Consider the following 24,157-nt stretch of genomic DNA (forward strand, 5'->3'; position numbering starts at 1 on the left):
GCAAACTTCTTCGTGCTTTCGCACTTAGTTTTAGGGATGATTGTGCCAAATCAGGGCACAATCATCTAGTCGAGATGGTACGTAGCGTAATTTTTATTTTAAAATAAAATATTATCTACATTCATACTTTGTCAACAGTCTGAACCTTTTTTATGAAGGCTATTTTTGTGATTATTTTTATATTTTTTTATAATAAATAATTTCTAAATAATCCTTGATAAATTTTATTTTTTGTCCTATTATATACTGATACAAGCATGGAATATTTTGTATAAATATTGTCGAAAAAATTATATAAATTTCCAATAAGTTTACAAAAAATATTTTATATAATTTAATTAATAAAACCAAGTAATTTGCTTGTATTTGCTTGTAATTATAATAAAATAAATAGTGTAGGATTAAAAATCCTTTTAATTTTAAATGAAAATAATTTTTTATATATAGGAAAGGAAAATGTATGAATTTACATATGGGACTTGATGTCGGATCAACGACTGTTAAGATTGTTATTACTGATGATAATTTTAATACTCTTTATTCAGTTTACAGACGACATAAATCAGATGTAAAACAAACAGTTACAAATGTTTTGATGGAAGCCTATGACAGGTTTAAAGATGATTATCTTACAGTAAATGTTACAGGTTCTGGTGGAATGTTTGTTGAAAAATATTTGGGAATTAATTTTGTTCAAGAAGTTATTGCTGAAACAAAAGCTATAAAAAAATTTATTCCTCAAACTGACGTGGTAATTGAACTTGGTGGTGAGGATTCAAAAATCACCTATCTCAAGGGTTCTGTTGAGCAAAGAATGAATTCAATTTGTGCTGGTGGAACTGGTGCTTTTATTGATCAAATGGCAGCTCTTCTTGATACTGATGCGCAAGGTTTAAATGAATTAAGTAAAAATTATAAAAAAATTTATCCGATTGCAAGTCGTTGTGGGGTTTTTGCAAAAACTGATATCCAAGCTCTTATGAACCAAGGAGCAAGCAGAGAAGATATAGCAATTTCTGTTTTTCAATCAGTTGTAAATCAAACAATTTCAAACCTTGCTTGTGGAAGACCAATAAAGGGAAATGTAACCTTCTTGGGAGGTCCTCTTCATTTTTTAAAAGCTTTGAGAGATAGGTTTATTGAAACTTTGGGTGAGGAAGAAAATAATTTTTATATTCCAGAAGACGCAGAGCTTTATGTGGCAAAGGGTGCTGCAATTTTATCTCAAAATGAAGAAAAAATTTCCTATAAATCACTTATAAAATCTTTGAAAGAAGATAAAAAAGTTGATATTGAAATGACCAAAAAAATGGAAAGACTTTTTGAAGATGAAAAAGACTACCAAGAATTTAAACAAAGACACAAGACTAATCTTGTAAAATATAAAAATATTGAAGATTATGAGGGAGAAATTTTTCTAGGAATTGATGCAGGATCAACCACCTCAAAAATTGTCTTAATCAGCAAAGAAAATGAAATTTTACACCAAGATTATAGGATGAATTTGGGAAGACCTCTTGAGGTTGTAATTTCTATGCTAAAAAATGCTTACAAAAAAATTCCAGAAAATGCCCAAATAGTTTCATCAGGAATTTGTGGATACGGGGAAGAATTTATTAGAAATGCCCTTCATATCGACAACGGCGAAGTTGAAACCATAGCTCATTATTCTGCAGCCAAATTTTTTGATCCAGATGTAGATTTTATCTTGGATATTGGTGGTCAAGATATGAAAGCTATGCATATTCGCGATGGAATTATAGATTCAATCCAATTAAACGAATCTTGTTCATCAGGTTGTGGATCATTTTTATCAACTTTTGCAGCAAGCGTTGGTCTTTCTGTAGAAGAATTTCAACAAAAAGCCCTTTTTGCAAAAGAACCTGCAGATTTGGGTTCAAGATGCACAGTTTTTATGAATTCAAAGGTAAAGCAAGCCCAAAAAGAAGGGTCAGATGTTTCTGATATAGCGGCAGGACTTTGTTATTCTGTAATAAAAAATGCCATCCAAAAAGTTATAAAAGTCCGTGATCCAAAATCTCTTGGAAAAAATATAGTTGTCCAAGGTGGAACTTTTTATGGAGATGCAATTTTAAGAGCTTTTGAAAAATTATCATCAAGGGATGTAACAAGACCTGAAATTTCAGGCCTTATGGGAGCTATGGGTATGGCTTTGATTTCCAAAGAAAAATCAACAGGCCACTCCAGAATTTTATCAGAAAGTGAAATAGATAATTTTACCTACACCCAAAAATCTGCAAGGTGTGGAAGATGTACAAATAATTGTTCCCTACAAATAAATATTTTCCCAGACGGATCAAGATTTATAACAGGAAATAGGTGTGAAAGAGGAGCTGGAGTAAAACAAGAAGAAACTTTGGCAGACCTTAATATGTACAAATTTAAAAATAAACTTTTGTTTGATAGGAAGACTTTGGGAGAAAAAAATATTTTCGGAAAAGTTGGACTACCAAGAGTTTTAAATATGTACGAAGATTATCCTTTCTGGCATGAATTTTTCACATCCTTAGGTTTTGATGTTATTTTATCGGATGAATCAAACAGAAAAATTTATGAAAAAGGGATTGCAACAATCTCATCAGAAACTGCTTGCTATCCTGCAAAAATTGCCCATGGACATATAGAAAATTTGCTAGAAAAAGACATAGATATTTTATTTTATCCAGCAATTTTTTATGAGTACAAGCAATTTGATAGGGCACAAAACCACATGAATTGCCCAGTAGTTTCAGGTTATCCTGATGTAATAGAAAATAATGTTGATGGATTAAAAAATATAAAATATATGGCCCCATATCTTTCATTTGAATCTGAAAAAATAATTGCAGATAGGCTGGTTGAAATATTTGAAGGATATGAACATGATGGATTTGTTTTAAAGAAAAATCAAATAATAAATGCAGTAAAAAATGCTTGGCAAAAACAAGCCGACTACCATGAAGATATAAGAAAAAAAGGTAGGGAAATTTTAGAATATGTTCATGTGAACAAGGAAAAGGCCATAGTTCTTGCAGGTCGTCCTTACCATATCGATCCAGAAATAAATCATGGGATTCCAGAATTAATTGAGTCAATGAGAATTCCAGTTTTATCAGAAGATTCTATAGCTTATTCAACTGAAGATTTGGAAAATAAGACAAGAGTTTTGGACCAATGGTCATATCATGCAAGATTATATAGGGCGGCGGAATTTGTAGGAAAAGATCCTTGTCTTCAATTAGTTCAATTAAATTCATTTGGTTGTGGTCTTGATGCTGTTACAACCGATCAAGTTCAAGATATATTAGAAGCAAATGGGAAAATTTATACCCTATTAAAAATTGATGAAGTGTCAAATCTTGGAGCAGTAAAAATTAGGATTAGATCTTTAGTTCAAGCCCTTGACCAACAAGAAAACGAAAATATTCATTTGAAAAAAAGAAAAGATAAACTTTCCTACGAAAACCACGAATTTACAAAAGAAATGAAAGATGATGGATATACAATCCTTGCTCCTCAAATGGCAAGAGAGCATTTTCAAATTATGGAAAGTTTATTAAAAGGATCTGGCTATAATATAGAATTTTTGGATAAGGTTGATGAAAAAGTAATAGATAATGGTCTAAAATATGTAAATAATGATTCATGTTATCCATCAATTACAGTAGTTGGTCAACTTATGGAGGCGGTAAATTCTGGAAGATATGATCCAAATAAATTAGCCCTTCTCATGACCCAAACAGGAGGAGCATGTCGAGCTTCAAATTATGTAGGATATATTAGAAAAGCCTTGAAAGATGCAGGATATCCACAAATTCCAGTAATAGCACTTTCAGCCCAAGGAATAGAATCCCACTCAGGTTTTGACCTTAGAAAAATTTCCACAATTCCAATGGTAATAAATTTATTAAGGTCAATTTTGTTGGGAGATTTAATAAATAGGGTGGCAAATGCAACAAGACCTTACGAAAAAAATGAGGGCGAAGTTAATAAATTAAAAGAAAAATGGATAGGAATTTGTTGTGAAAATATTTATGATATGAGCTCAAAAACCTACAAAAATATAATCAGACAAATTGTAGAAGAATTTGATAAGGTTGAAGTTTTAGATATCAAAAAACCAAAAGCGGGAATTGTTGGAGAAATTCTTGTAAAATATTTACAAGAAGCAAACAACCACCTCCAAGATACACTAGAAGCTGAAGGAGCTGAAGTAATAGTTCCAGATTTGACAGATTTTCTCATGTATTGTTTGGCAAATACGGAGCTTAAAAAAGAACTTTATGGCAAAAGTCCAATCAAGGCATTTTTTGGAAAAGCTGCAATAAACACAATAGAAGTTTACAGAAAACCAATTAGAAAGGCCCTAAAAAATTCAAAAAGATTTTCTGAGCCGATTTATATAAATGATGTAAAGACTTTTGCAAGAGAAGTTACAAGTCTTGGAAATCAAGCTGGAGAAGGATGGCTTCTTGCAGGAGAAATGGTAGAATTAATCCACCAAGATGCACCAAATATAGTTTGCATCCAACCATTTGGCTGCCTTCCAAATCACATAACCGGCAAGGGAGTAATGAAAAAAATCAGAGAAATTTATCCACAAGCAAATATAGTAGCAATCGACTACGACCCAGGTGCAAGCGAGGTAAACCAAATCAATAGGGTAAAACTCATGATGAGTCAAGCAAGAGAAAACTTGAAAGAAAATGTAAAAGCATAAAAAAATCTAGCATTTTGCTAGATTTTTTTTACAAATTTTTCGACATGATTTGTGATAATTCCATTAGGATTTAAAATTTCTAATTTTTCATGGTCTTCTTTTTTATTTGAAAACCAAATATTTGTCAAAACTCCCATATTTTTTAATTCTTTTATTTCCTCTGGACTTACTGCTGTATTTTTTGGGTGATAAAATTGTAAATTTAAGTCCTTGCAAAGACTTTTTATATTATCAAGCTTTTTGCTAGTCAAAAGAGCTAGGGGGATTTTTGTATCAATTTCTCTTATTTTTTTCAGTGAATTTAAATTAAATGAAGAAATAAATACCTTATCAACCAAACCGTATCCATAAATTTTTCCCATCAAAAGTTTTTCTATATTTGGATATTCTATTACATTTGTTTTGATTTCTATATTTGTCAAAATATCCTTGTCCTTAAAATAAGAAAAATATTCGTCAATATCAGAAATTTTTATATTTTCAAAATCCTTATTGTAAGAAAAAGAATATTTTTGTAATTCTTCAAGGCTGTGGTCTTTTATAAATCCTTGACCGTCACTGGTTCTATCGATTTTTTCGTCATGAATTATAATCAATTCTTGTTTTTTTGATAAATGAACATCAAGTTCAATTGCATAAACTCCCATCTCATATGCTTTTTTAAAAGCAAGCATGGTATTTTCTGGATAAAGGGAAGAAAAGCCCCTATGTGCAATAATTTTCATAAAACCTCCTTTTTATTTATACCCATAATAAGTTTTAAAGAAAAATTTGACATAAATTTAATAATTTAGTATTATATTAAGGTACTCGCAGGATTGGCGGAATTGGCAGACGCGCAAGACTAAGGATCTTGTGTCCGATTTTAGGACGTGGAAGTTCAAGTCTTCTATCCTGCACCATATAAAAATTATACAAAAATATAAAAGGATATTTGCTAAAATAAGCGAATATCCTTTTATTTTTATTAAATTGCTTGGACAAAAAAGGATATAAAATGATTTTAAAAACGTCTTTGTAGTTTTTTATAGTTAGTTTATAAAAATATAAGATTTAAGTATGAAATATTTAAAAAAAATTTTTTGATAATTTACAAATACCCTCTCTACTTATAAAAATAGTAAGAGGGTATTTTTTATTGAAAAAAATTTATCTTCCTATAAAATAAAATCTTTTTTCAAAAAATATTTTTCTCTATTTTATTTGATTCCATCAAAAAATTAATTTATAATATTAAACCTAGTTATAACTTCTACATTAATGTAGACATATATAGATTTTAATAAAAAAATATATTAATATATACTAATGTTAAAGAAGATAACATTTTCATTGATTGTGAGGTGAAATTGTGAATAGTAGGCAAATTATGATTCTACAAACTGTTAGGTTAAATGATGAATTTATTACTGCTAAGAGTTTGTCAGAAATGTTTGGAGTTTCTACTAAAACTATTTATAAAGATATTGACAAAATAAATGAATACTTCAAGGAGTATGGCATTGAAATTGAAAAATTTCCTCGAAAAGGAATTAGGATTGATGACAAATTTAAATCTAAAAAAATTGATTTGATTTTATCAGATATTGATAGTAAAAAAAGTTTGGACAATCAGTCAATTGAATATAGACAGGATTATTTATTTAAAGAAATTTTACTAAAGAGAAAAAAGTTAAATATTGATGTTTATGAAGATAATACATTTATAAGTGAGGGATCTGCTAGAAGAGATATTAAAAAATTGGAAAAAGAGATTTCTTCAAAAAAATTACTTTTAATAAATGAGAAGGGCAGATATTTTGTAAGTGGTGATGAGTCAAGGATAAGAAAGGTTATTAAAGAATACTTATCCTCATTAATTGATGACTCAAATTTCGAAGATATCAAAACCTTGTCTAGATTTTTTTGTAAGGAAACTATATTAAATTGTAAAAATATTATAAAGGAACTGGGCAAAAAATATGATTATGACCTTAGTAAAAGATATTTTAATACTCTTTTGATAGATTTACTGGTTCAAATAAACATGATTGAATTAGGTTTTATTTTAAATGATTATAAAGCTAGCATAAAATTTGATATTAATCATTTTGAGGCTTATTTTTATGCTAGAGAAATTTTAAGTAAAATATTAGGTTCGAAAAAAGAAATCCCTAGTCAAGAAATTGAGGCCTTATCCTACACCTTGCTTGCTTCTGGATTTAAAATCAATAATGCTGGTTATAATTTGAGATTGGATAATAGTGTAAGTAATTTTATTAAAAAAGTGTCAAACATTTTGGATATTGATCTTACTCATGATGAACATTTAAAAGATATGTTGATAAGCCACATTGGTCCTATGATTTTTAGATTGCAAAAATCTATTTCAGTTAATAACCCAGTAGCTGAGGAAGTAAAAAAACAATATAGCGTATTGTATAATGTTGTTTGGCTTTCAGTAAGGGAACTGACTGAAGAATTTAATATAAAAATGACAGCTGATGAGGCGGCTTTTTTGGCGATTCATTTTCAAATTGCTGTAGAAAAAGTTCATAAATCTTTAAATATTTTAGTAATATGCCCACATGGAATTGCTACTTCTGAACTTATTGTTAGTAAATTAAAAAGGATAATTTTAGATACTGATAAGGTAATAAAAGTTGATTTTGATGATTTAGATAAAATAGACTTAAATAATATTGATTTTATTGTATCTTCTGTAAAATTACCCAACATGAAAGTACCAGTGTTTGAGGTTAGTCCAGTAATAACTGAACAAGAAATGAAAGAAATTGGTTTATTTTATAATAATAATTTAGATAAGAATAGGTTATTAAAATCTAGTGAAAAAAGTGAAACTAACAATAACTTAATTAGAGAGTTGTTAGATGAAAATATATTGTTGAAATCTAAAGCTAAGAACAAAGATGAAATTTTCGAAGAAATTTTAAAAATTTCAAATGAATTAAACAGAAAAAACAATTTATTTTTAGATTCAATAATAAAAAGAGAGAATATGGGGAGCACTAGTGTTTATACAGGAATTTCAATTCCCCACTGTGACCCCAAATATGTAAACAGATCTCAACTTGGAATTATAACTTTGGATAAGCCAATAAAGTGGGGGAAAAATTTAGTTAAGATTGTACTTTTAATTGCTATAACAGATGAAGATATTGATAGTACAAAGGATATTTTGATAAATATTTATAGAAAAATAGAAAATAAAAATTTTATAGATGAGCTATGGAAGTCAAAAACGAAAGATGAATTGGTTTCAACACTAATAAATTGGAGGGATGATTATGATAGAAAAGAAAATCATAAAATTAAAAGTAAAAAATTTAAAAGATAGTAAGGATGTGTTAAGTTATCTAGCTGATTGTCTTATAGAAGAGAAAATGGTAAAACCGTCATATAAAAATGCAGTTTTAGAACGTGAGAATTCTTATCCTACTGGACTTCAGTTTGACGGTTATGCAATCGCATTGCCCCATACAGATAGTGAACATGTAATTAAATCTCAAATTGCAATAATGACATTAGAAAAACCAGTAAAATTTGTTGAGATGGCATCATCTGATAAAGAAATTGATGTAAAAAATATTTTTATGTTGGCTTTAAAAGATTCCAACCAACACATTAAAATTTTACAAAAAGTAATGGAATTATTACAAGATAAGGAAGATATGAGCAAGATTGAATCATTTGATGATTCAAAGGAAAATGTAGAAAAATTAGTAGAAATATTAGAAAAACATGAATTAAATTAAAGGGAGGGAAAAATGTTAGAACTTTTTCAAAAATTTGTTGATTTGGGAGCCATAGTTGTGCTACCAATATTAATATTTATATTTGGAATGATACTTGGAACAAAAGCCAAAAAATCTTTTACATCAGGAATAATTGTAGGTGTAGGTTTTGTTGGTTTGAATATGGTAATTGATTTACTTGGAAATAGTTTGGGACCTGCTGCTCAACAAATGGTAGAAAGATTTGGATTAAATTTAACAACAATCGATGTTGGTTGGCCAGCAGCTGCAGCAATTTCTTACGGAACAGTTTTAGGAAGTTTAGCAATTCCTATAGGAATAGGTCTTAATATAATTTTATTATTTTTAGGCCTTACAAAAACATTGATGGTAGATATGTGGAACTTTTGGCATGCAGCTTTCGTAGCATCTTTAGTATATGCAATAACTCAAGATTTTGCCCTAGGAATTTATGCAACAATAGCATATTTGACAATGATATATTTATTAGCAGATATTATAGCACCAAGAATTGAAAAATTCTATGGTTTTCCAAATATAACATTCCCACATGGAACATCTGCACCAGGATTTTTATTTGCCCTACCATTAAATTGGATTTTTGAAAGAATACCAGGATTTAATAAAATCGAAGCTGATCCAGAAACAGTTCAAAAGAAATTTGGTGTCTTTGGAGAAAGTACAGTTTTAGGATTAATAATCGGTTTAGGAATGGGAATTTTGGCAGGATATGACTTGGGTGGAATTTTGCAATTAGGAGTAAAAACTTCTGCAGTTATGGTATTAATGCCAAGAATGGTTTCACTTTTGATGGAAGGACTTGCACCAATTTCTGAAGCAGCAAATACATTTGTACAAAAAAGATTCCCAGGAAGGGAAGTAAATATTGGAATGGATTCTGCTTTATCAGTTGGTCATCCAGCAGTTTTATCAAGTTCATTATTACTAGTACCAATAACAATTCTTTTGGCTGTAATTTTACCTGGAAATACTACATTACCTTTTGGAGATTTGGCTACAATACCATTTGTTGTATGCTTAATGTCTGCAGTATTTAATGGAAATATTGTACGTACAGTAGTAGGAGGAAGTATATATATGACTTCTATTTTATATATAACTTCTTGGGCATCACCACTTGTAACAATGGCAGCACAAGCAGCAAAATTTGATTTAGGTGGAAACAAAAGTATAACAGCAATGGCAGAAGGTGGTTTATGGCCAACATGGTTATTTATAATGTCAGGAAAACACATGCCATGGATAATGCTAAGTGTAATATTTATTGTTAGTTTAGCAGGCTTATATTATGTAAACAAAGTTAAAGGAAAAAAAGAAATTAAGGAGTAAAAAATGAAAAAATTATTAATAATGTGTGGATCAGGAATAGCAACTTCTACAGTTGCCACAGGAAAAGTTAAACAATGGTTAAAAGATAATAATCTAGAAGATGAAGTGAAAATTTATCAATCAAAAATAGCAGAAGAAGTTAATCATATTGATGATTATGATGCAGTAATAACCACAACAACAGTTCCAGATAGTATTAAGGACAAGGTTATTTTTGGACTTCCTTTACTAACAAATATGGGACTTGATCAAATGTGGGATCAACTAAAAAAAGAATTGGAAAAATAAAATGAAGGCATCATCTCGAGAAATTTTAAAAAAAGCCCAAAAAAATTCTTATGCAGTTCCATCATTAAATTTTATTGATGGACTAACTGCCCAAGCTTATTTAGAAGTTTGTGAAGAATTTAAAGTTCCTATGATTTTATCATTTGCCCAAGCTCATGAAAAATGGATATCACTAGAATATGCAGCTTGGATTGGGAAAAAAATCCAAGAGAAAGCATCTACACCAGTAGTTTTACACCTAGATCATGGCCAAGATATATCTTTTATTAAAAAGGCAATTGATTTAGGATTTAATTCTGTAATGATTGATGCGTCAACTCAAAGTTTTGAAAATAATATAAAAACAACAAAGGAAGTTGTTGATTATGCTCATGAACGAGGAGTTGATGTAGAGGCAGAAATAGGCTTTGTAGGTGCAAATGAAAATCTAGAAAATCATGAAGTTGTAAATTCGATTTATACAGAAATCAATGATGCTGTAGAATTTGTAGAAAAAACAAATGTAGATTCACTTGCAATTTCTATAGGAACAGCCCATGGAGTTTATAAGGGAGAACCTAAAATTAATTTTGAGAGATTGTATGAAATAAGAGAAAAAGTTGACACTCCCCTAGTTTTGCACGGTGGTTCTTCTACAGGTTATGAAAATTTAAGCAAATGTGTCAAAGGTGGAATAACAAAAATAAATTTATTTACAGACATGATTAATGCGGGATTTGCTGCTATAAAAAATGAAGATGTAGTAGATTATCCATCTTTGATTATAAAGATTAAAGAAAATATAAAAGAAGAATTAATAAAATATTATAAAGTTTTTGGACTAATTGAAAGATAGGAGAAATAAAAAATGAAGATAAATTCAAAAAATCATTTCTTTGTGTTCAATCCAAAATCATATTTATATGGTGAAAAACTAATAAAATATGCTAAAGTTGCTGACCAAATGGCAAAAAAATATCCTGATATAGATGTTTTTGTGACAGGACCTTACGCTGATTTATATCGTTTGAAAAAGGAAACAGAAAATATAATTGTAACAGCACAACACTTGGATGGGATAAATCCGGGCCGTGGAATGGGAGCAGTTTTACCAGAATCATTAAAAGAAGCTGGAGTAGGTGCTACATTTTTAAACCACGCCGAACATCCACTAACTTTAGCGCAAATCGCAGCTTCTGTAAAAAGAGCTAAAGAATTAGGGATAATTACAATTGTTTGTGCAGATTCAAAAGAAGAAGCCAAGGCAATAGCAACTTTGGATGTAGATATTATTTTGTGTGAGCCAACAAAATTAATAGGAACAGGAAAGACAAGCGATAGGAATTATGTAGAATCAACAAATAATTCCATTAGAGAAATAAACCCTCATGCTCTTATAATGCAGGCGGCAGGAATAAGCACAGCAGAAGATGTTTTTAATACAATAAGCCAAGGTGCAGATGGAACAGGATGCACAAGTGGAATTGTAAAAGCAAAAGATCCTGAACAAATGATAAGAGATATGATTGAAGCTGTTGATAAGGGAAGTAGAGCGTGATTTATGACAGTATATATGAAAGATTATCAAGTGGAAAGTAAAGAAGGACAAGTAAGTTTTGTAGATATAACAAAAAATGTAAAAGAGGCTATAAAATTAAGTGGTATAGAAAAAGGAACTTGTACAGTAACAACAAGTCATACAACATGTTCAATATTTTTTGAAGAATTTACCCATGATGTAGATGAAAACGGAACAGAATTTTTACTTCTTGATATGGACGAATGTCTTCAAAAAATAGTTCCAAATCACGACAGCAAAGATATCTACAGATATCCAGGAGAAAAGCATTATCAAGAAGTCGAATCTTGGCCAGATGTAGACAAATGGCTACCAGGAGGAGATAGAACAAAACTATGGAACGCAGACGCACATATTAAATCTTCAATTATAGGAACAAGCGAAACCTTTGTTGTAAGAGATAATAAATTGGCGGTTGGAGTAACTGGCTACGTATATTTTGTAGATTTTGATAGGACAAGACAAAGGAAAAGAAAATTTACTGTTACTGTAATGGGAGAGTAAAAAGTTGTCATAATAACAATAAATAAATTTAAAATATAAGTTAATATATTATTAAACTGACCTTGTCTAAGCTCTGATGAGAATTTCAAAATATAGAAAAGGATAAAATTTATGAATAGACAAACATATATTAATCTAGAAAATGAAAATCAAGAATTTAGAAAAAAAGTAAATTCTGATCCAAATAGGTTGAAATTTCATTTGATGCCACCAACAGGATTTTTAAATGACCCAAACGGTCTTTGTCAAAAAGATGGACTATACCATATTTATTTTCAATACACACCCTTTAATCCGGGTTGGGGTTTAAAAACTTGGGGCCATTGTACAAGCTCCGATATGCTTACTTTCAAAGAAGAAGAACCATTTTTATATCCAGATATAAAAGAAGATAAGGACGGGGTTTATAGTGGGTCAGCTTTCATAGAAGATGGAAAAATTTATTTCTTTTATACAGGAAATGTGACCTACAAAGATATGGAAGGCTACGATGGAGTTTTGGTTGGGAGAGAACAAAATACAATAAAAGTTACAAGCCCAGACGGCTTTAATTATGACAAAAAAAATATTGTTTTAAAAAATAAAGACTACCCTGAATTTATGTCCTGCCATGTGAGAGATCCAAAAATATTTAAAAAAGATGGAAATTATTATATGGCAATCGGAGGAAGGATGAAAGATGATGTGGGATGTTTGCTTTTATACAAATCCAAAGATTTAGAAAATTTCGAATTTTTTGATATGATCACAACAAAAGAAAAATTTGGATATATGTGGGAATGTCCAGACCTTTTTGAACTTGATGGGAAATTAGTCCTAGTTGTTTGCCCTCAAGGAGTCGAAAAAGAAGGATACAAGTACGAAAATGTCTACCAATGTGGATATTTTTTCCTAGATTATGATTTCGAAAGAAAAAAATATTCCTTAAGTGAATTTAAAGAATTAGACCACGGCTTTGATGTATATGCTCCCCAAAGTTTTTTGGATGAAAAAGGAAGAAGAATTCAATATACATGGATGGGAATTCCAGATGCAGAATATACAAACGAACCAACGATAAATTATGGTTGGAACAACGCCCTATCCATGCCAAAAGAATTAAAAATTAAAAATAATAAACTTATACAAAATCCAATCGAAGAAATGAAAAAACTACGCATGGATGAATATTCTTGTAAAATTAAAGAATTTGAAGATTTAAAAATTAACGACGAAATCTATGAAATGAGAGTAGACTTTGAAAAAAAAGAAGATTTTAAATTAGAAATTAGAAAAAAATTATTTTTAGAATACAAAGAAAATCTTTTGACTCTAACAATGAATGAAAGTGGTTTTGGAAGAGATAAAAGACATATTGAAATTGAAAAAATTAAAAATATAAGAATATTTAACGACACCTCATCAATCGAAATATTTATTAATGACGGAGAAGAAGTAATGACAAGTCGTGCCTATACCGAAAAAATTTCAAAACCAAGATTTATTACAAAAAATAAAGGAAAAATTCAATATTATCCACTAAGAGGATATGAATATATAAAATAAATGTGTATTTTATTTTCTTAAGAAAATGAGTTAAATCTACTAAATTAATAAATTTCTTTTTAAACGAAATAAAATTTTTTAGGTTTAGCTCATTTTTTATTAATGTTAAATTATTAACTTGATAAAAAGACTTGATTATGCTAATATATGTTTAATAGAATACTTATAAAAAAATGTATACTATTTTAAGATGAAGCGTTCTTAAAAATCATTTTTTGATTTTACGATTTAAATTGTAAAGGAGGTATGTATATGATATGAAAAAATTCAAGATAACATCTTTGTTTTTGGCTTTTTTTATTTTTTCAACAAGTATTTATCCAACATCCGCAGATGAAATCTATAGCAATGAAAAAAGCATTATAGATGGTTTATTTGACACAAATGAAAACGATTTTCAGAAAAGAAGTGATAATATTCAGACAGATTTTAAAAATCAAAATCTTCAAAAAAGCAAAGAAAATGAAAAGTCTAATATAGAAAATGAAAAAAAACCTGGATCAGATCTTGATATAGCAGAAAATATAAAAACAAAAAATCCTAAGATTTTATCTACTAGATATTTTAATCCAAAAATTGATAAGACAAAACTTATTGTAAAAATCAAATTACATGGTCTAAACGAAAACGATTTCGATTTTAAAAAAGTCTATCCAAAAGGTGGGAAAATATATCTAAAAGGGAAAAGTTCAGTTCATTATAATGATATTGTCGATGGAAAAGAAGTTATTAAACATTATGTAGACGAATTAAATAAATCTAGTGATTTTTCTAAAGATAAACTTGAAATAGATTTTGGATTAGTTTCTCAACTGTTTTTTGCTGATGAGTTTTTAAATTCTTATCAAGATGAATCTTATGTTGAAACATCTTTTGACTTATCAAATGAAAAAACTTTTAAGACTGATACCAGTAAAGAAATTAATTGGGATGGGAAATACCCTACAACTACACTAAATATTGATCTTTACCAAGTTCAAAATACAGAAATTATTGTAAAAACAAAGGATGAAAACGAAAATCTTGTAGATAATCCTAGTTTTGGCGAAATAATCTATAGGATAGGTAATGAAAGTAGGACAAAAAATATTCCTAAAGATAATAATAAGCATGATTTGTACGAAAATCTTAAAGTAGATGAAAAAAATATAGGCAATTTTAATGGCAGTAAAAAGAAAAAAATAAACTTAAAAGATGCAAATTCTAATGGATTTATTAGCAAGGCTGGAGAAGATTTTGCCTACAAAATTGAAAGGATCAAACAAGAACAGCCTTCAAATCCAACAGAAGTAAATCTAATTAGAAAGAAAAAAGTTATTGTAGGGAAAAATCGCCCGACATATCTTGATTTGGATACTGGAAAAAGTGTTTTTGATAATGATTATGTGAAAGTAGAATTTGATTGTGGAGAAAAAGGAAATATAGAAGACCCTAACAAAATTTATTGGGTTTTAAAAGGAGAAAATGTTAAAGGAAAAATTAAAGCTCCAAAAGTTTCTTCACAAAAAGGCTATGAGCTAATTGGATGGAATCCTAGTTTTGATTCAAACTTAGAAGTCTATTACAAAGATACAATATACAAGGCTAATATAAAAGAAATATCATATTTTGATTATTCGACCTATGCAGGAGATATAGTTAATTATCCTATAAAAATAAAAGGTGCTAGGAAAATAGAACAAGTTTCATTGGAAGAAGAGAATAATCAGTTAAAAAAATTAGATATGAAAGATAAGCTCGATTTAGAAAATTTGCAAGAAGTAAAGATTAATATAGGAAATCAAACATTTGAAAATCAAGATTCTGGAAATTTAGTAACAGATTTAAAACTTGAAGTTTATAATGGGCTTGGAGATAAGATTCTAAAAAGCGAAGATAAAAAGATAGTCAAAAAAATATACATGCTTTCAAGTGATGTAGATGAAAATAAATCATGGTCAGCTATAAGGTATACAATAAAAACCCAAAATTCTAAAGGAGAGGTAATACCACAAGAAATAAAGGCAAGGACAGATGAAAAGTTAAGTAAGAAAAAAATAATTGAAGCTGTAAAAAAAGGCGAATTTACTTACAATGAAGATGTTCCACAACAAAATAAAACAGGACAAAATGCTCTTGATATGAAAGTTGATGGAAAAAATGTTTTGAATCCAGATAAGATAAAAAATATTGAAGTAAAAGATGAAGATTATAAAAAAATAAATCTTTCAAAAGAAAATAAAAAAGAAGTTCCAGTTACAATAACATATTTGGATAATTCAAAATCAACGGTAAATGTTAGAGTAAATTCCAACAAAGAGGTTTTTACAGGAATAGGTGATTTTACTAATAATTTTACAAAAATCATATTGGCATTAGGAATTTTTGGGGTTTTTGTAAGTATAATTAATTTTTGGAAAAAAAGTCTAAGAAACTATGAATAAAAAAAATCAAAAAACAAAAGATCCAGTGGCAAAGGCCCTAATCAAATTTTTAATTAAACTTGTTACAATTTTAATAATAATAGTAAGTACTTTTACATTCGTCTTTGGAATTCATAGATTTGAAGATGATTCAATGATACCAAGTGTAAAGCCAGGAGATATGATCTTGTATTTTAGAATAGATAAAAACTTACTTGTCGGAGAAACGGTTGTTTATAGCTATGATGGAAATACAAAAATTGCAAGAGTTGTAGCAATGCCTGGAGATACAGTCGAATTTAATGAAAATGGTCTTGTGGTAAATGGTTCTAATCAATACGAACCAAATATTTATAAACCAACACTTCCCTTTACAAATGGAGAAAAATATCCCCTTACTTTGAAAGATGATGAAGTTTTTCTTCTTGCAGATAATAGGGATAAGGCTGTTGACTCAAGATTATTTGGACCAGTAAAAATTAATTTGATTAAAGGAAAAATATTTACCTTATTAAGACGAAGAGGAATATAAAATTTTATTATAAAAAATTATTTAACTTTAAAATTTGTAGAAATTTTAAAATAAAAAAATGTTATTTACTTTTCCAAGTAAGGAAAATAAATATAAATTGAAAATAAAGAAAGGAAAAAAATATGAAATCAATAAAAAAGAAAATAATAGCAAGTGCATTAGCAGTAACATTGTTGGGCGGAGCTTTTATGCCAAAGGCAAAAGCAGAAGGCGCGACAGAAAAACAAATTTGGAAAGATTTAAAGATTACAAAAATACTAAATAAGGTTGAAAAGGGTGTTACTACACCAGATGCAGAATTTGAATTTAGTTTTACACCAAAAACTGAAGGTGCTCCAAAAATTGAAAATGTAAAAATAGGATATACAGCAGCAGATAATACTGATGCTGATACTAAAGATGGCATTCAAGTTGAAAAGACTGTAGGTGTTGATTTAAGTAAAATACCATGGACAGAATCTGGAATATATGAGTATGAATTAGAAGAAGTGATTCCAAATGCTGGGATTAAAGATATGGACTATGGTTACTTATTAAGTTATAAAAATAGATATTTAAAGCCAGGACAAAGAGATTATACCCCTTATAAAATTACATTTAAGGTTGAAGAAATAGATGGAAAACTAGAAGTAACAGGAATTACAGTTTTTAATCGAGATGGAAAATTTTCAGGAAAATTAGAATATGATGATGAGAAAAGCCTTAAATTTAAAAACTTTTACGATAAAAAAGATGGAAATGATAATCCAGGTGGTGGAACAGATATAACAAAGGCTGACAAAAAAGGTTTTGCTTTTAAAAAGATTGTAGATAGTAAAAATCAAGCTGATTTAGACAAATCTTTTGATTTTGATTTAAAAGTTGAAAAAGCTGTTGGTTCAAATTCAAAAGACAAAGAATTTAAATATGTAGTAGTGGATAAAGATGGGAATGTTGGAGGAGAACAAACAGCAGCTTATGGTTCAGGATTTGAAGTTAAACTAAAAAATGATGAGAGAGTAGTATTTACAGATGTAATTTTAGGCTCAAAGGTAAGTGTAACAGAAAAAGATTCTAAAGGTCTTACTCCATCTATAGAATCTAATTTCTTTGAAAAAGACGCTTCATCAAATGATAAAACTGTAGTAGGTTATATTGGCGACCAAGAAAGCGGCAACTATGCAGAATTTACAAATAAAAATATGCCTATAACAGGTATTTTAATTAACAACCTACCATATATTGCTTTAGTAGTAGTTGCAGGATTTGGTATATTCTTCTTTGTAAAAAATAGAAAAGAAGAGGAAATCTACGCATAATTTTATTTAGTTACTATTGATGAAAGATAAGAGAAAAAAAGAAAGTATAGATAATTCTCAAATAAAAAATGATAGAAAAATAATTCTAAATGATGAACAAAAAAAGAAGATAAGAAGGATTAGAAAAGCATCCAGAATCTTGGATTATTTTATCCTAATCCTTTCTCTTCTTGCTATGTTTATTGGAATTTATGCTTTTTGGGATACTCATAAAGTTATGGAAATTGCGGATAGCGATTATTATGAAGTTTACAAACCTAATAGTGAGGACAATCTAACTTTCAATGATTTGAAAAAAATTAATCCGGATTTGATAGCTTGGATTGATATTTATGGAACAAATATTGATTATCCAGTTGTTCAAGGAAAAGATAATGATGAATATTTAAATAAAACAGTTCTTGGAAAGTTTTCTACGGCTGGATCAATTTTTTTGGATTCGTCAAATAGCAAAGATTTTTCTGATTATCAAAATATAATCTATGGACATTTTATGGCAGATAGAAAAATGTTTGGAGATTTGGAGCTTTTTGATGACAAGAAATTTTTTGAAAGTCACAAATATGGAAAACTCGATAGACTTGGCAAGAAAACTAAGGGGATAGAATTTTTTGCTTTAATAAAAACTGTTGGAGACGATCAAAAGATTTTAAATACTGCTAAAACTATAAAAGAAAATCCTGAGCTTATTGACTATATATATAAAAATAGTAAATATTCTAGAAAAATAAATTTAAGTAAAAAAGAAAATATTGTTATTCTAGATACTTGTGATTTTTCTGTGACAAATGGAAGGTCAATTCTTGTGGGTAGGCTTACTGATAAGCTAGAAAAAAATATCTACAAGGAAAAAGAAAAAAAAGAAAATAAATTTGCTAAGCTAATTTCAAAATTTTATAAATTGAATCTTTTGATTATTTTAATTATAATATGGATTATTTTAGTTTTAATATATTTGATTTACCAAAACATTAGCCGAAAAAAAAGAGAGGAGTCTAATAAGAATGTACAATAAAATAAGTATTAAGTTAAAAGCACTTTTTTGCTTTTCCTTAACTTTAGCTTTTCTCTCTGTGTTTTTTCTCTTTCAGACAAAAGCTTATGCTAAAGGCGTGGATTATTCTTTTGAGATTGGACAAGATGTGAGTATAAACTCACCATATTCAAAACCTCAAGATAGTTTTGAATATGTTTTGGAAGCAATTTCAAAGGATGCTCCTTTGCCAGAGGCGAAAAAGGGGACTTATAATTTTAGTTTAAAGGCAGATGAGAAAAAACAAATAAATATAGAATATCAAAAACCAGGTGAATACAAGTACAAATTATATCAAAATAAAACAGATATAAAAAATGTCACCCAAGATAAAGAGCTATATACTTTATTTGTAAAAATTATAGAAAAAGATGGGCAACTAGTAAAAGATGAAATCATGATCATAAACTCTTCAAACAAGAAGGTTGAAGAAATGAATTTTCACAATATTTACAAAATAAGAAGTCAAGAAAAAGCAAAAAATAAGAAAAAAATCAGTGCTGTTGTAGCAACTGGTATAAAAGAAAATTTTATTTTGTTAATCTTGATAATTTTAGTTGCAAGAAGACTATTTATTTTAATTAATAATAGTAGAGATAAAGAAAAAGTATAAAATTAATAAGAATTTTGATGGGCTTTTGCAAAGTGTGATTTTCATACTTTTGTAAGAGTCCATTTTTTATGGATAAACTGGTATAATATTTTAAACTTATTAAAAAGTACTAAGGAGAAAAAAATGAAATTTATTTATATGATTATGGGGCCTTTTGATTCAAAGATTGATAGGAAGGCTATTGGAAAAAATAATAATGCTGAAATTATTGGTGTTAAAAATCTTGAAGAAGCGAAAGATATTTCTAAATCTTTAATGGGGATTGCTGATGTAATTGAGCTTTGTGGAGCTTTTGGAAAAGAAGGGGCAAGGGAAATTATTGATGCAACAAATGGAAAAATCCCTGTTGGTTTTGTTACCCATCTTGATTGTCAGGATGATTTGTTTGATGAATTATTTTCTTAAACTTAATTTTTTATTAGATTTACTATTTTTAACAAAGTGAAATATTTATTTTAAAAAGTGCCAGAATATGTAATCTGGCACTCTTTTTGCTTATTTTTCAATAAGTTTTGCTAATTCGATTTTTTAAAAAGTTTAATTATTCCACAATTCTTCGGCTACTGGTTTCCAGTCTTCGGCGTAGTCTTCGCATTTGTCACACAAATCGTCTACGTTTTCTTTTTCTAGAATATCTGTGGATTTTGCCATTGATTTTTTTACCATATCTCTTAATAAATTTGGATTTTCTAGCATTGGACATGGTCTTAACATATTTTCGTTAAATGGTTGTCCGTCGTGGTATGCCATAAATAATGGTGATTGTAGACTTTCTACTAGGGTTTTTTCTTTTATATTTGAGTCTGAATAATGGATAAATACGCATGGTTCTAGATCGCCGTTTGCATTTATGTGAAGGTAATTTCTTCCTCCTGCAATACATCCTCCGATATATTCTGCGTCATTTTGAAAATCTAGGAAAAATAGTGGTTTTGTTTTTCTAAATTTTCTTAATTGGTGGTAGACGTGTTTTCTTTGGTCTGGTTTTGGTAAGAGTTCTTTGCCTGTGCCTTTTCCTACTGGCATAAAGTGGAAGTACCAAGCAAACAAGGCTCCTCTTTCTATCATTTCGTCTACAAATTCTTCGCTAATTATTGACTCATAGTTTTGGGAAGTGTAGCAACATGATATTCCAAATGGAAGTTTATTTTCTTTTAATAAATTCATTTTTTCTATAACTTTATTATAAACTCCATCGCCTCTTCTTGCATCTGTTGTAAATTCTTCTCCTTCTACTGAGATTGCTGGAACTATATTTTTGAGTCTGAGCATTTCTTCAATAAAATCTTGGTCGATTAGGGTTGAATTTGTAAATATCAAAAATTCGCAGTCATTGTGTTTTTCACAAATTTTTAATATATCTTTTTTTCTTACAAGTGGCTCGCCGCCTGTAAAAATGTAAAAATAGATTCCTACTTCTTTTCCTTGACGGATAATATCATCGATTTGTTCATAGGATAAATTCAAACTATTACCGTATTCTGCTGCCCAGCAACCCTTACATTTTAAATTGCAGGCTGTTGTAGGATCTAGAAGGATTGTCCAAGGAATATTACACTTATATTTTTTTCTACTTTCTTTTTTCAAATCTTCACTGAACAAGACTGAATTTAATAGAAAATTTATAATTGTTTTGTCGAACACTTCGGGATCTATTGTGTTTAGCATATTTAATATGTATTTATGGTAAACATCTTCTGGATCTTTTATTACTTTATCTATTGTTTCTATTTGTGTTCTATAATCATTTGGTGAGATTTTCTTTGCCAAATCTATTGCTTTTTTTAGATTTTTTTCTGGGTACTTGTGGACATATTTTAAAGTTTTTTCTACTCCATATGTTTTAACTTTTTGGTTTAAATTCATAATTTCCTCCTTTAACTTACTTGTAAAAATTTTTAGCTTATAATCTTTTCTAATTGTTCATAGGATCTTTTTAATAATTCTATAAGCTCGTCTTCTTTTTTTGGATCTGCATCGTACAATTTTACTGCTAATAAAATTGGTGAATAGAAGATAGTAGATAGAACTTTTAGGTCAGAAAATTTGCTTAGACCATAATAGTCTATAATTTCTTGCTGTTTGGTCATTGGATTTTCTATAAATTTTTCCACATAAAATTGCATGGCTTGTGGATTTTTGTACATTTCTATAGATAACATTTTCCTAACTTTTGAAACAAAGGGATCATGGAGTAGGTATTTGAAAATATCTATAGATAATTTTTCTATATTTAATGATGTGTGACCATTTTTTATAATTTTGTAGCTATCTACATCATCTAATTCATTGTCAACCCTAATTACGGCATCTTTTATAATTGTGTCAAAAATGATTTTTTTTGATTTGAAATGCTTGTAAATCGAAGGGGCTTTAATTCCAACTTCTTTTGCAATATTTTCCATAGATACATCTGAATAACCGTATTTGGAAAATAAATCCAAAGATTTTGACAAAATTTTCTCTTTTGTATTCATGCTTCCTCCCAAGAAATATTTCTTAATTCCATTATAGGCTAATGGTCATTAGCTGTCAATTTTTATTTTAAATTTTAGATATCAAATTTTTTATTTTAAACTTTAGAATAGAAAAATCAAAAATATTTTATTTTTTATTAGAATTTCCTTAGAAATTTTTAGTGGTTTTATTAGTTTTATTTTCTTTATTGTTTTTATTTAAATATTCGTTTTTCAATTGTTGTTTTGTATTTTTTGTGATAATATTATATTTAAGTGAGATTTTTGTAAAATCTTTTTATCTTAAATAAATTATTTGGAGGAATTATGCAATTATCGAATTTATCGTCTTTGCAGTGGAACCTGATTGCAGGTGGTCTTGCGATATTTTTATTTGGTATAAATTTAATGGGGGAAGCCCTTACAAATTTTGCTGGACCAAAGCTTAGAGGCTATGTTGAAAAATATACTTCCAATCCTATCAAGGGAGTTTTAGTTGGAATTGTTATTACTGGACTCATTCAATCATCATCAGCAACAACAGTTATAGCTATTTCTTTTGTTAGGGCTGGAGTAATGAGTCTTGAGCAAGCCATTGGTGTAATTTTGGGTGCCAATATTGGTACAACTGTTACCGCAGTTTTGATTGGTTTTAATTTGGATTATTTATCTTATTTTATTTGCCTTATCGGAGTTGTTGTTTTTTTATTTGCCAAAAAAAGGAAGGGCAAATATATTGGTGAAATCCTAATTGGCTTTGGACTTTTATTTATTGGTTTAAAAATGATGGGTGATAGCCTTGCTGAACTTAAAAATATTCCAGGTTTTGAAGAGATTGTTACAAATCTTGGTCAAAATCCAATAATTGCTGTTTTGGTTGGAGCTTTATTGACTGCCCTTATCCAATCTTCATCAGCCTTTATAGGAATTGTTCAATCCTTGTATGCATCTGGAGCAATTGGTCTTGATCTTTCTTTAGGATTTTTATTCGGAGCAAATATTGGAACTTGTATAACTGGAATTCTTGCATCTTTGGGTGGTTCTTTGTCTGCAAAAAGAACAAGTTTGTTTCATGTTTTATTTAATATAATCGTTTCGGGGATTTTCTTGATTTTCTTGGTGCCTTACGAAGGATTTATTTCCTTTTTAGCCGATAAATTTTCATTAAATCCAATGATGACTATAGCACTTGGACATTTTTCATTTAACTTTGTTGGTATGGTTATTTTTGTTCCAATTATAAAATATGTTTCAAATATTCTTCACAAAATTATTCCTGGAAAAGACTCAATCTTCTCTGATGTGTCAGACATTGAACTTGAAGAAAGCTTGATAAATACTTTTCCTGCTGCAGCTCTTGATCAAGCAAAAACTGCAATTATAAAAGAAAGTAAAATTGCACTTGAAACTATAAAATCAACACAAAAATTTTTAAACTCAAGAGACAAAAACGACCTATCCACAGCCAACCAAGCAGAAGCCTTGGTAAATGAAATGGATACAAAAATTCAAAAATATATACTAGATATTTCTAAATCAAATCTAGTAAGTGAGCTTGAAGGAGATATTCATAACTATTTACAAGTTCAAATAAATGTTGAAAGAGTTTCAGACCTTGCACAAAATCTTGGAGAATATTTTGACGAGATAGATGAGGCTGGAGAATTTTATAATGAAGAAGCATTGGCAGATTTGAATAGAATTTATGACCTAGTTATAAATAACTATGTAAATGCAATAGAGGTTTTCGAATCCGAAGATTCATCACTTTATAGTACTTTAAAAGAAGACGAGGCAAACCTTGATTTACTAGAACAAAATCTAAGAAGAGCTCATTACAGAAGACTTACAGAAGGAGAAAAATTGTCCACAGTTGCAAGTTCTGTTTTTGTTGATATAGCATCAACTATAGAAAGAATTGGAGACCACGCCTTCAATATTGCTCGTCTTACAGTTGATCCTGTTAAGGTTCACGATGAATATGAAAAACAAATTGTAACCGTTGAGGGTTCAAATTAAAATTTATAATTAATCTCATGGAATTTTCCGTGAGATTTTTTTTATTTATTTTTGGGTAAATATAAAATGAGTTTTTATACAAGG

19 protein-coding genes and 1 tRNA gene are annotated in these 24,157 nt (G+C 28.9%); 17 read left to right on the forward strand and 3 right to left on the reverse strand.

Features of this window, described 5'->3' with window-relative positions:
- The first annotated feature begins 460 nt into the window (after window positions 1-460).
- The gene (locus L6653_RS00135) at window positions 461-4,720 is read left to right on the forward strand and encodes a 2-hydroxyacyl-CoA dehydratase (protein ID WP_236784752.1); all 4,260 of its coding nucleotides are present in this window, start codon (window positions 461-463) and stop codon (window positions 4,718-4,720) included.
- 17 nt (window positions 4,721-4,737) lie between these two features.
- Here the strand turns inward: L6653_RS00135 and L6653_RS00140 are convergent, their stop codons facing one another.
- Complete coding sequence (locus tag L6653_RS00140; protein ID WP_236784753.1) at window positions 4,738-5,445, reverse strand: glycerophosphodiester phosphodiesterase family protein; 708 nt, start codon at window positions 5,443-5,445, stop codon at window positions 4,738-4,740.
- An 87-nt stretch (window positions 5,446-5,532) separates the two neighbouring features.
- Between L6653_RS00140 and L6653_RS00145 the strand changes: the two genes are divergently transcribed.
- The 15 genes from L6653_RS00145 (at window position 5,533) to L6653_RS00215 (ending at window position 20,003) form a co-directional block, all read left to right on the forward strand.
- A tRNA-Leu gene (locus L6653_RS00145) sits at window positions 5,533-5,622 on the forward strand.
- Between the two features lie 449 nt (window positions 5,623-6,071).
- Window positions 6,072-8,057: a BglG family transcription antiterminator gene (locus L6653_RS00150; protein WP_236784755.1), complete on the forward strand. Its 1,986-nt coding sequence runs from the start codon at window positions 6,072-6,074 to the stop codon at window positions 8,055-8,057.
- The gene (locus tag L6653_RS00155) at window positions 8,008-8,475 is read left to right on the forward strand and encodes a PTS sugar transporter subunit IIA (RefSeq protein WP_236784757.1); all 468 of its coding nucleotides are present in this window, start codon (window positions 8,008-8,010) and stop codon (window positions 8,473-8,475) included. Before L6653_RS00150 ends, L6653_RS00155 begins: the two co-directional genes overlap by 50 nt.
- A 12-nt stretch (window positions 8,476-8,487) precedes the next feature.
- On the forward strand, window positions 8,488-9,825 hold the full coding sequence (locus L6653_RS00160; protein WP_236784759.1) for a PTS galactitol transporter subunit IIC: 1,338 nt from the start codon (window positions 8,488-8,490) through the stop codon (window positions 9,823-9,825).
- A 3-nt stretch (window positions 9,826-9,828) separates the two neighbouring features.
- Window positions 9,829-10,113 carry a PTS sugar transporter subunit IIB gene (locus tag L6653_RS00165; protein WP_236784761.1) on the forward strand — a complete coding sequence of 95 codons (285 nt, stop codon included), beginning with the start codon at window positions 9,829-9,831 and terminating at the stop codon, window positions 10,111-10,113.
- A 1-nt stretch (window position 10,114) separates the two neighbouring features.
- On the forward strand, window positions 10,115-10,948 hold the full coding sequence (locus L6653_RS00170; RefSeq protein WP_236784763.1) for a class II fructose-bisphosphate aldolase: 834 nt from the start codon (window positions 10,115-10,117) through the stop codon (window positions 10,946-10,948).
- Window positions 10,949-10,960: 12 nt separating this feature from the next.
- A complete protein-coding gene (locus tag L6653_RS00175) occupies window positions 10,961-11,650 on the forward strand; it encodes a triose-phosphate isomerase (RefSeq protein ID WP_236784765.1) in 690 nt (229 codons plus the stop codon).
- Between the two features lie 3 nt (window positions 11,651-11,653).
- Window positions 11,654-12,175, forward strand: coding sequence for a YjbQ family protein (locus tag L6653_RS00180; RefSeq protein WP_236784767.1), 522 nt, complete (start codon window positions 11,654-11,656; stop codon window positions 12,173-12,175).
- Between the two features lie 111 nt (window positions 12,176-12,286).
- Window positions 12,287-13,720, forward strand: coding sequence for a glycoside hydrolase family 32 protein (locus L6653_RS00185; protein WP_236784768.1), 1,434 nt, complete (start codon window positions 12,287-12,289; stop codon window positions 13,718-13,720).
- Between the two features lie 257 nt (window positions 13,721-13,977).
- The gene (locus L6653_RS00190; RefSeq protein WP_236784769.1) at window positions 13,978-16,143 is read left to right on the forward strand and encodes a hypothetical protein; all 2,166 of its coding nucleotides are present in this window, start codon (window positions 13,978-13,980) and stop codon (window positions 16,141-16,143) included.
- Window positions 16,136-16,654, forward strand: a complete 519-nt coding sequence (lepB, locus tag L6653_RS00195) for a signal peptidase I (RefSeq protein ID WP_236784770.1) — start codon at window positions 16,136-16,138, stop codon at window positions 16,652-16,654. Before L6653_RS00190 ends, lepB begins: the two co-directional genes overlap by 8 nt.
- A 122-nt stretch (window positions 16,655-16,776) precedes the next feature.
- A complete protein-coding gene (locus tag L6653_RS00200; protein WP_236784771.1) occupies window positions 16,777-17,952 on the forward strand; it encodes a DUF7601 domain-containing protein in 1,176 nt (391 codons plus the stop codon).
- 19 nt (window positions 17,953-17,971) lie between these two features.
- A complete protein-coding gene (srtB, locus tag L6653_RS00205; protein WP_236784772.1) occupies window positions 17,972-18,967 on the forward strand; it encodes a class B sortase in 996 nt (331 codons plus the stop codon).
- Between the two features lie 97 nt (window positions 18,968-19,064).
- Window positions 19,065-19,598 carry a Spy0128 family protein gene (locus L6653_RS00210; RefSeq protein ID WP_236784774.1) on the forward strand — a complete coding sequence of 178 codons (534 nt, stop codon included), beginning with the start codon at window positions 19,065-19,067 and terminating at the stop codon, window positions 19,596-19,598.
- A gap of 123 nt (window positions 19,599-19,721) precedes the next feature.
- A complete protein-coding gene (locus L6653_RS00215) occupies window positions 19,722-20,003 on the forward strand; it encodes a DUF6506 family protein (protein ID WP_236784776.1) in 282 nt (93 codons plus the stop codon).
- A gap of 132 nt (window positions 20,004-20,135) precedes the next feature.
- On the opposite strand, the gene L6653_RS00220 is transcribed toward L6653_RS00215, so the two are convergent.
- Both L6653_RS00220 and L6653_RS00225 read right to left on the reverse strand, forming a co-directional pair.
- Window positions 20,136-21,464 carry a radical SAM/SPASM domain-containing protein gene (locus L6653_RS00220; protein ID WP_236784778.1) on the reverse strand — a complete coding sequence of 443 codons (1,329 nt, stop codon included), beginning with the start codon at window positions 21,462-21,464 and terminating at the stop codon, window positions 20,136-20,138.
- Window positions 21,465-21,496: 32 nt separating this feature from the next.
- Window positions 21,497-22,075, reverse strand: a complete 579-nt coding sequence (locus L6653_RS00225; protein WP_236784781.1) for a TetR/AcrR family transcriptional regulator — start codon at window positions 22,073-22,075, stop codon at window positions 21,497-21,499.
- Window positions 22,076-22,381: 306 nt separating this feature from the next.
- Here L6653_RS00225 and L6653_RS00230 point away from each other — a divergent pair, with 306 nt between their 5' ends.
- Window positions 22,382-24,073, forward strand: coding sequence for a Na/Pi cotransporter family protein (locus tag L6653_RS00230; protein ID WP_236784783.1), 1,692 nt, complete (start codon window positions 22,382-22,384; stop codon window positions 24,071-24,073).
- Window positions 24,074-24,157 lie beyond the last annotated feature (84 nt).

Source organism: Anaerococcus ihuae (genome assembly GCF_928368155.1).
In the GTDB taxonomy this organism is placed as follows: Bacteria; Bacillota; Clostridia; order Tissierellales; family Peptoniphilaceae; genus Anaerococcus; species Anaerococcus ihuae.

Coding starts and splice junctions, on each gene's coding strand:
- L6653_RS00135 (WP_236784752.1), top strand. CDS start 461: ATGAATTTACATATGGGACTTGATGTCGGATCAACGACTGTTAAGATT.
- L6653_RS00140 (WP_236784753.1), bottom strand. CDS start 5,445: ATGAAAATTATTGCACATAGGGGCTTTTCTTCCCTTTATCCAGAAAAT.
- L6653_RS00155 (WP_236784757.1), top strand. CDS start 8,008: ATGATAGAAAAGAAAATCATAAAATTAAAAGTAAAAAATTTAAAAGAT.
- L6653_RS00160 (WP_236784759.1), top strand. CDS start 8,488: ATGTTAGAACTTTTTCAAAAATTTGTTGATTTGGGAGCCATAGTTGTG.
- L6653_RS00165 (WP_236784761.1), top strand. CDS start 9,829: ATGAAAAAATTATTAATAATGTGTGGATCAGGAATAGCAACTTCTACA.
- L6653_RS00170 (WP_236784763.1), top strand. CDS start 10,115: ATGAAGGCATCATCTCGAGAAATTTTAAAAAAAGCCCAAAAAAATTCT.
- L6653_RS00175 (WP_236784765.1), top strand. CDS start 10,961: ATGAAGATAAATTCAAAAAATCATTTCTTTGTGTTCAATCCAAAATCA.
- L6653_RS00180 (WP_236784767.1), top strand. CDS start 11,654: ATGACAGTATATATGAAAGATTATCAAGTGGAAAGTAAAGAAGGACAA.
- L6653_RS00185 (WP_236784768.1), top strand. CDS start 12,287: ATGAATAGACAAACATATATTAATCTAGAAAATGAAAATCAAGAATTT.
- L6653_RS00190 (WP_236784769.1), top strand. CDS start 13,978: ATGAAAAAATTCAAGATAACATCTTTGTTTTTGGCTTTTTTTATTTTT.
- lepB (WP_236784770.1), top strand. CDS start 16,136: ATGAATAAAAAAAATCAAAAAACAAAAGATCCAGTGGCAAAGGCCCTA.
- L6653_RS00200 (WP_236784771.1), top strand. CDS start 16,777: ATGAAATCAATAAAAAAGAAAATAATAGCAAGTGCATTAGCAGTAACA.
- srtB (WP_236784772.1), top strand. CDS start 17,972: ATGAAAGATAAGAGAAAAAAAGAAAGTATAGATAATTCTCAAATAAAA.
- L6653_RS00215 (WP_236784776.1), top strand. CDS start 19,722: ATGAAATTTATTTATATGATTATGGGGCCTTTTGATTCAAAGATTGAT.
- L6653_RS00220 (WP_236784778.1), bottom strand. CDS start 21,464: ATGAATTTAAACCAAAAAGTTAAAACATATGGAGTAGAAAAAACTTTA.
- L6653_RS00225 (WP_236784781.1), bottom strand. CDS start 22,075: ATGAATACAAAAGAGAAAATTTTGTCAAAATCTTTGGATTTATTTTCC.
- L6653_RS00230 (WP_236784783.1), top strand. CDS start 22,382: ATGCAATTATCGAATTTATCGTCTTTGCAGTGGAACCTGATTGCAGGT.